Here is an 8,985-nt window from a genome sequence, read left to right as displayed (position 1 = left end):
TGCCCCCGATCCGTCCCCTCAATATACCCCGACATGCCCGCCTCCGGTCTTTGCCGAAAAGCATACCACAATCGGAGTTTCCACACAGCCTCAGCCCATAGCGGTCATTCGATCTCACTAGGGCAATCTGGTTGTGATTGAAGCCAAACCAGTCATCGGAATGTGTGTTATGCTTACAAAGATTTCGCGGTGTAGTGGAGGGTTTGATGAAGCAAATTCTTGTTGGAGCGAGTTTGACTGCCCTTATGGCTGGCGCAGGGTTGGCGCAGTCTTACTTAGGCGATTTGGCGATTGATCCAGAAGACGCAGGGATTGGTACGCAACATTACTCGCCATTTGTCGACCAGTCTTTTCCCAACCGGGTATTCTGGGGCGACACCCACCTGCACACGTCCTATTCAACGGATGCAGGAATGGTCGGGAATGCTCTTGGGCCAGATGAAGCGTTTCGCTTCGCTCGCGGCGAGAAAGTCCGCGCCTCGCTTGGCGATTACGCTCAACTCGTGCGACCACTCGACTTTCTTGTTGTAGCTGACCACGCCGAAAATCTTGGTCTGGCTCCCATGATTTCGGAGTCGAATCCACAGCTTTTAGCCAACTCTTGGGGTCGTCAGGTTCATGATCTGGTGAAGGCGGGCGATCCATTGGCTGCCTACGTGCTTTGGGGCGAGTCTATGATGGTGAACACCGATCCCCTGGATGACGACGACCTGACGCGGACATTCTACAACCGTATTGTCGACACCGCAGAGCACTACAACGAGCCCGGTGTTTTCACCGCCTTGAATGGCTTTGAGTGGACGTCAGTTACCAATGCAAACAACCTTCACCGGGTCGTCATGTTTCGTGACGGTGCCGACAAAGTCGCGGACATCGTGCCGTTCTCCAACTATGACAGCTCGGATCCCGAGGATCTGTGGGATTGGATGGAGGCCTACGAGGCACGGACGGGTGGCAAGGTCATGGCGTTTCCGCACAATGGGAACCTATCGAACGGCCTGATGTTCGACGACGCGCGTGCAAACGGCGAACCGTTGGACGCGGCTTATGCCGAAAGGCGAATGCGGTGGGAACCGCTGTACGAGGTCACTCAGATCAAAGGCGATGGTGAGGCGCATCCCATGCTCTCACCAAATGACGAGTTTGCCGACTACGGCACTTGGGACCGTGGGAACTTTGGGACCGAACTCAAGACACCGGAGATGCTGCCGCGGGAATATGCCCGGGACGCTTTGGCGAGGGGATTGAAGTACGAGGAAGAGATCGGCGTTAACCCGTTCAAGTTCGGCATGATTGGCTCGACCGACAGTCACACTTCGCTCGCGACGTCACGGGAAGACAACTATTTCGGTAAGGCTTCGATGGCGGAACCCAGTGCAATAGAAGACCGCATTTCTGAGAACCCTATTCAGCCGGATTTCCTTGGCGAAGAGATCACGGTGAAGCACTACGAGACCATCGCCTCGGGTCTCGCTGCTGCTTGGGCGCGAGAGAACACTCGAGAAGCTATCTGGGATGCGTTTAAGCGTAAGGAAGTTTATGCCACAACTGGTCCACGGATGACCGTGCGCGTGATTGCCGGATGGGACTTTGAACCAGAAGAGGTTCATCGGCCCGACTTCGCAGCCGAAAGGTATGCACGTGGCGTCCCGATGGGCGCTGATCTGTTTGCCGGGCCCGAAGGTTCTGCACCCAGCTTTATGGTCCGTGCTCTCCGCGACCCCGACGGTGCAAACCTGGACCGCATTCAGGTCGTCAAGGGTTGGGTTGATGCGAATGGCGAACCCCGGACGAAAGTCTTCGACGCCGCTTGGGCTGGAGACCGGGCGCCCAACGCCGACGGCATTCTTCCACCCGTAGGGGACACTGTTACTGGCGCGGACTATACAAACACCATTGGTTCCGCTGCTCTTGGTGCTCATTGGGTGGATCCTGAGTTTGACCCATCTCAACATGCCTATTACTACGTCCGCGTTTTAGAAATCCCGACGCCGACATGGCTAGCTTATGACGAAGCTTTCTATGGCAACCTCGAGCTGCCTGAAGACGCTGTGATGGTTCACCAAGAACGCGCATATACCTCGCCAATTTGGTACGCGCCGGAAGGCTGAAAATTGATACTAGATGTTCGTCCGGTCTGTCCTCGAGAGGTGACCGTTCGGACAAACTTCAGCCAATGATTGGCATGAGACCAGAGCGGCGTCAGCCTAGAATCCCTCGGCCGACATCCTTCAAACAGCGGGGAATATCCTTTCTCACATCGGCTTCGCTAAGTAGTCCAAAGAACTTGAAGCTCGGAACTAACGACGTGTTCTTGGGGAGTTAAGCTTGACGCAGGTCAAAGAAATCTGGGGTTAAACGCATATATTGGCTTGCTATTGGGATGTTGGGGGATAAGCGCGATGCGAGTAAGTCTAGTTGCCTTGGCTTTGGCAATAATGGTCGGAACAACGGGGCAAGCCCAAACGACGACCAACACCCTTGAGGGCTTGATCGAGAGCGCCGAGGTGCCGATCACCGCAGACAATTTCATCCGGGCGGCCACAGACCTTGAGTTTCAAAAATACGTCTCGCTCGCACGTGGCATCAATCGGTTCTTCCACTTCCGGGAACCAACCCCGGTCGAAAACCAACCGACGATCCGGATGAACCGCGACACGTTATATAGCACCGCCGTTGTCGACATCAGCGAGGGCGCGACCTTGACCCTTCCCGAAGTCGAGGATCGGTACATGACGGCTATGGTCGTCAATCAGGACCACTTCATAAACGAGGTGTTCTTCGGTGGCGGCACCTACACCCTCGACTTGGAAAAGTTCGACACCCCTTACGTGATTGTCTACCTCCGCGTGCTTGTTGACGCCGCAGATCCGGAGGACGTGGCGGCCGTCAATGCGATCCAGGACGCAATGACAATCGAGGCCAATGCATCGAACCCATTCGTGGCCCCGAACTACGATGACGAAGCTTTTGAGGCGGTAGTCGAACAGCTGCTGCCGCTCGGTGCCCTCGGGTTCGTACCAGACAGTTCCCGCATGTTCGGCACAAAGGAAGACGTCCACCCCATACGCCACATGCTCGGAACGATTGCTGGCTGGGGCGGGCTGCCAGAAGCGGAAGCATTTTACCCTGCATTTTTCCCAAGTCTGCCCGTCGGCGCGTACAAGATCGAGGTGCCGCAGAACGTGCCGGTGGACGCTTTCTGGTCGGTGAGCATGTATAATGCCGACGGCTTCTATGAACCGAACGCACTGAACGCCTACAGCATCAACTCTGTCACCGGCGCGCAGAATGCTGACGGAAGCATGACCATCCATCTTGGAGCCTGCGACGACGGGCGGGTGAATTGCTTACCCATCACCGAAGGCTGGAACTACGTGGTGCGCTTGTATCGCCCCCGTCAGGAGGTCCTAGATGGAAGCTGGACCTTTCCCGCCGCGCAACCTGTGAACTGAGAAGGACGCCGATGATGTTGAAGAAATTGTTTCCGATTGCTCTGCTGGCCCCATCTCTGGCTGTTTCCGAACCAGTGACGCTGGACACTTTTGTCCGGGCGGAGACGGATCATATGTTCCGTGCCAATATGGCTGCATTTGACGTGGGTGTTGGGGAATTGATCCACGTTCGCAAACCGACGACCCCTGACAATCAACCGGTTATCCGGATGAACCAGGACACGCTCTACTCCGGGATCGTCCTGGACCTGTCCGATCCGGTTGAATTCACTCTGTCTGATCTGGGCGAGCGATACATCTCGATGCATGTGATCAATCAGGATCACTACATGTTCGTCGAAACCGCGCCCGGGACCTACAACCTGACCGAGGAAAACGTTGGTACTCGATTTGCCTATGTGACTGTACGGATATTCATGGACGCTAACGATCCTGACGATGTGATAGAGGCACATGCCACTCAGGACAGCCTTACCGTGACTGGAGGCGGGACAGGTCCGTTCGAAGCGCCGGATTGGGATCTGGATGATCTGGCACGGGCGCGCATGGCCTTAAGCAACCTTGCCGAACTCGGATTCAGCAGCTTCTACTCGTTTGGCACCGAGGAAGAGACCAGGCCCATCGATCATCTGGTTGGAACCGCTGCCGGCTGGGGCGGACTACCGCGAACGGCCGCGCTCTATGAAATCGACAGCGTCGATGCAAATGATGGCGAAACACCACATTCGGTAACGGTGAATGAAGTCCCGGTTGAAGCGTTCTGGTCGATTACCGTCTAGAATGCCGACGGTTATCTCGAAGCAAACGATCTCGGTCGAAACAGTCTCAATAACGTTACAGCAGAAGCCAATGCCGACGGCAGCATCACCATCAATTTTGGCGCCTGCGAAGACGGGCGCGTGAATTGCATACCGATCACTTCAGGCTGGAACTACACTGTTCGGCTATATGAACCTCGTGAAGAGATCTTGAACGGAAACTGGTCCTTTCCTGCTATCGAGCCGTCTGAGTAAGAGGGCACTTAAGCTGGTTTCTAGGTGGCTGCTGTGCGCAACGTAGACACCACTGCATTCTGCTTTACAGCCGCTTGGTGTCCCAAGTATTCGCTCGCTAAAGTCAGGGCAGAATGTAGTTGTGATCCAAATACCCGCGCCGTCATGACCTGGGATGACAGACAGCGCGGGCCATAGTCTGGCCATGGGACTGCCCAGGCTATCTGGAATGCGTATTTGGGTAAGCGAAGTTAACCAGACTGGTGTGACCACTGATTCACGACAGTGTTGTCCTAATTAGTAACCAACTACTTGCACAGTTCGCCCCTACCTTCAAAAGCAGGACTGCAAGATCCAGTACTCACGCAAGCATAGCCCACATGATAAATTTATATTTTCCGCGCGTAAAAATACTTGAATTGCTTCATCTTTGATTCAAGTATTCGAAGGCGGGGCAAATTTGTATTACCTCTGTTGCTCACGCATTCGCCAGATTTGTCTGGTTCGCCTCTTGGTGACGTAAGTGAGTGGCGTCGCCAAGAGGCCATCATTTGTTTGAATATTACTCGTAGAAGAGCTCGAGTTTAGGTTTGCATAACAAAACCATGGCCCCTGCCGCGCAAATGTCAGTATCGTCCACAGGCTGTGTGGAAACTGCGTGAGCTTTTGAGACCGCTGCGATGTTTGGGCGTTTGGATTGTAATTGGCCAAATTATTGACAGTGGCGCATCGGATTTGATGTGAAGATCGTCTTGACCGCTCTCTGGCGCGTTTTGAATCTGTATTCGAGCCAAACCACCGCCTATTAGGCCTTCATCGTGGCAACCAGTGCTGGTGTGCCCATAATCTTGATCACGCGGGTCATGTTGTAGGCGAGGACGTGCAAGGCCATCTCGGTGGCGACGTTTTTCAGCCGCCTCATCTTGAAGTGCGTCGCACCCATCCATGACCTGATCGTGTCGTAGGGGTGTTCGACCGTCATGCTGCGCGCAGCAATTTGGGTGGGGTACTTGTCCAGGCGCTGCTGAACACGTTCCAGAACATCTTCATGTTCCCACCTGCGGATGCGGCGTTCTTTGCTGTTCGTGCATTTGTCCTTGAGCACGCAACCCTCGCAGTGGCTGGACCAGTAGGTCCGGATCACTTTGCCGTCTTGCTGGCTCGTGAACCGATAGATCAGCTGTTGGCTTGCCGGGCAGATGTAAGCGTCAGCCGAAGCGTCGTAGGCAAAATCAGCTTTGTCGAACTGTTCACGTGCGCTGACATTTGATGTCTGAGGCTTGTGGACGCCGCCCGCGATCCTGGCGTCCTCACAGGCGAGGATTTCTTCGCTCTTATAGTATCCCTTGTCTGCGATGACCTCGATCCGATCCGGGGCCATCGCATCGCGCGCAGCCACCGCCATCATCGACAAGGCGTCCCTGTCGTAGCCCTGCATGGTGACTTCATGGGCGACGATAAGGTGATGCTCGGCCTCCATGGCTGTCTGCACGTTGTACTCAACAACACGCGGCATGCGGGGTGTCGTGGCCATGGATCGCGCGTCAGTATCACTCAGTGAGACCTGTGTTTCGCCCGTTGCACCCATGCGGTTTTCGATCGATCTGTAGCGCGCCGCTTCTTTTCAGAGATGCTCTAGCTTTCGCAGGGTGCGTTCCATGCGTGCTTCGGGTAAGGCCGTTCCGGTCTGCTCAAACACTTCGTCGGCACGATCCATTTCACCCAGATAACGCTCAATGGCTTTGTCGATCTCACCGAGCTTCTGGCGCAGCTTGCTGCGCGTGTAGTTCTTGGCCTTTGCTTTCACCGCCATGAACCGGCTGTCATCGATGGCAACGAGGTTCGCATCCCGCGGATGGATGTCACGACATAGCGCGACGAACTGCTGGCAGACTTTGCGGATTGCGCGGCCATTATCCTTGCGAAAGTCAGCGATGCTCTTGAAATCTAGCTTCAACCGGCCCGTCAGCCAAATGAGTTCCAGGTTGCGACCACACTCGCGCTCCAACCGTTGCGAGGACTGGATCTGGTTCAAATAACCATACAGATAAATCCGCAGCATCAGCCTAGGATGGTAGCCGGGCCGAGCCGTCGCCGCTGGTGCTGCGTTGAAGCCGAGCCCGGCAAGATCGATCATCTCTACGAAGGCGTCGATCACCCGGACTGCACTGTCTTCGCCAACGTAATCGTCCAAACACTCAGGGAACAGCAGCGCCTGATGCCGATCAATGCCCTCGATAATTTGCCCCACGGAATGTCTCCGCATCTCTCCCGGAAAGCATACCATCCTTCAGATAACAGCGGGAGTTTTCACACAGCCTCCGGACAAAGCCGACCTTAGATTTCGCCTGATCTTCGTGATATAAGCTTGTACGCAAGCAAGCAATTGGCCATTCGCGACACTAGCGCGCAGAACGAGAAGTAATGAATTATGGGAGAAGTCCGAATAGTATTGTCTATTGCGGCGCTGCTCGCATTGTTTTTTCTCAGCCCTCATGCACTACAAACCAAGGCGTTCTCCACGTACTTCCAACTTGGGATCATCATTTCTCTATCCACTATCGTTGGGATTATCGTATTGGTGCTGAAACACCGCGGTTGGGGTGCATCGATCCGCTCGACTATTGGATACATCGTTTTTGATCCCCCATCGGTGTTTGCCGCGCTGACGTTAACAGTGTATCTAGTATGTGCTGGGCTCAACCTAGCCGTTTTTTGGTTGGTCCTACTGCTGGCTGGATTGTTGACGACAATCGGACGAGAAGGGCGGCAAACAAAGGAAACACCCTTTCAAAGGTTGTCCCGAGCAGATAGGAAACCCGGATTTCTATCAGAACAGTTTCTTTTTCCCGTGGCTACCGCATTTTCGTGTGCCGCAATCTTTGCTATTGCTCTCTCCGGCGCAGAAGTGGGCTATCGGTCTGTTTTTTGGATATTGCTAATTGCAACGACTGCGCGACTTGTTGGGTACTCTGCTTCGGACATGAGCCCCGCCACCGAAGGCCTTACGGAGAATCTCCGTAGACGCTACAGCCGACCGCGTTTGATGTACTTTTTACTCCTTGTTTTGGAGGGCGGCAGCCTTCTGTTCCTGCTTACGTCGCTTAGAAGCAACGGGGCACCTCCTCTCCCGTCACTATACGAATACAAAGAAACGTTCCTTGCCATCTATCAACCTGACAGTTGGTACAATTTTGTTACGAGCTCATTGGGGATCGAGGAGTACTTCGCCGCCTTCTCAGCAATCATGTTTAATGTATCCCTTCTGAGCTATGTGGTTCAATTCTCAGGCCTCCCGGTATTAGTTGGAAAGGATGACCCTTTTAAGATCACTGACTCTGACTTCATTGCACTAGCGGAGTATGCAATCCAATCGGATCACTATACGGAGGCAGAGAAATACTTAGGTGCTGTTCAGATCCATACAAATGCCTCGCGAGAAACAGAGTTGCGTCTCTGGCTCGCAAGAGGAGACGTAGAAAGCGCTGCTCGAGCTGCTCAGGAGTGCAGGGAACTTTGCCAACAGAAAACTGACTCATCTTCAGTTTTTCGTCAGATGATGAGGGAGGTCAGAAAGCAACTAACGTCGAGGCATACTGAAAACCAGGTTCTGAAGTGGGCTGTTGCTAATGGCGTATCCGATGAAGAGTTAGCTCACGCTTTGATTGGCTTCACGCCGGGATCATCCGGGCTTAATTTTGTAAAAGACGCCTTGGTAGCGTTAGGGTTTTTTAAGACGAACCCGACGACAAGCAATTCACAGGAACTGGAGACGCAGCTTCACATTGAGTTGGAGGGAATCTGCCGAGATTACCCTTTATGCGCTTTCGTTGTTCTAAAACTTGGGTTGCCGGAATTCAAAAACGACGAGTTACATGCGAAAGTTTTCAATAATCTCATGAAGCGGTCATACAGCATACTCGGCGAAGCAATCTTAGCTGTGTTTTCATACAATGAAGACGTCTTGGAAACTCTCAAGACCCTTTCGGAGCGCTACGGAACCTTGATCAATGCGAAAGACGTGGATGCAGATGAATTGCTGGGCCCGCTTCCCTACTTTCTCAACTTAATTCATCATATTGAAAGACCAGTCAAAGGCCAGGAAAAAGAATTCGCTGTTGCGGACGTCGATCAAGTTCTCGCAATCTGGAACAACGTTAACGGAAGCGCCCGCAATGATCGTGAGCTTGTTGCAACAATCCGGCACATCAGAAAACGGCTAAGGCGAGTGAAGCGAAGGCTTTCGTAGTGCTGGTGAGCCATTGCTTACAGCGCCTTCACTCGCATAGTGGGGTTGTTGAACGTTGAAAGGATTGCGTTTCTTCCAAGCAGCAGCACCACAGAGCCGCATGAAGAACGCTCTCTGTTTTTTTCACGTTCAACTCGGACGCAAAAGACATACGGTCCTACCCTTAGGAAGACGCAAGTCGAAGGTCTGGAAAGGGCTGAGGCTGTGTGGAAACTCCGATTGTGGTATGCTTTTCGGCAAAGACCGGAGGCGGGCATGTCGGGGTATATTGAGGGGACGGATCGGGGGC

At 53.6% G+C, this 8,985-nt stretch carries 4 protein-coding genes and 2 pseudogenes; 5 read left to right on the top strand and 1 reads right to left on the bottom strand.

Annotation, left to right across the window (positions count from 1 at the left end; genetic code table 11):
- Window positions 1-206: 206 nt before the first annotated feature.
- The 4 genes and pseudogenes from AVO44_RS20385 to AVO44_RS21855 form a co-directional block, all read left to right on the top strand.
- A complete protein-coding gene (locus AVO44_RS20385; protein ID WP_068341298.1) occupies window positions 207-2,111 on the top strand; it encodes a DUF3604 domain-containing protein in 1,905 nt (634 codons plus the stop codon).
- A 327-nt stretch (window positions 2,112-2,438) separates the two neighbouring features.
- Window positions 2,439-3,455: a DUF1214 domain-containing protein gene (locus tag AVO44_RS20380; protein ID WP_082677606.1), complete on the top strand. Its 1,017-nt coding sequence runs from the start codon at window positions 2,439-2,441 to the stop codon at window positions 3,453-3,455.
- Window positions 3,456-3,469: 14 nt separating this feature from the next.
- Window positions 3,470-4,234: a DUF1254 domain-containing protein gene (locus AVO44_RS20375; RefSeq protein ID WP_157770064.1), complete on the top strand. Its 765-nt coding sequence runs from the start codon at window positions 3,470-3,472 to the stop codon at window positions 4,232-4,234.
- A gap of 24 nt (window positions 4,235-4,258) precedes the next feature.
- Window positions 4,259-4,468 (top strand): annotated as a pseudogene (locus AVO44_RS21855) (DUF1214 domain-containing protein); the annotation flags it as partial.
- 784 nt (window positions 4,469-5,252) lie between these two features.
- Here the strand turns inward: AVO44_RS21855 and AVO44_RS20370 are convergent.
- Window positions 5,253-6,698 (bottom strand): annotated as a pseudogene (locus AVO44_RS20370) (IS1182 family transposase).
- A 201-nt stretch (window positions 6,699-6,899) separates the two neighbouring features.
- Here AVO44_RS20370 and AVO44_RS20365 point away from each other — a divergent pair.
- A complete protein-coding gene (locus tag AVO44_RS20365; RefSeq protein WP_205626571.1) occupies window positions 6,900-8,696 on the top strand; it encodes a hypothetical protein in 1,797 nt (598 codons plus the stop codon).
- Window positions 8,697-8,985 lie beyond the last annotated feature (289 nt).

The organism is Ruegeria profundi, from assembly GCF_001507545.1.
GTDB classification, from domain to species: domain Bacteria; phylum Pseudomonadota; class Alphaproteobacteria; order Rhodobacterales; family Rhodobacteraceae; genus Ruegeria; species Ruegeria profundi.
This window is presented reverse-complemented; position numbering and strand designations above follow the sequence as displayed.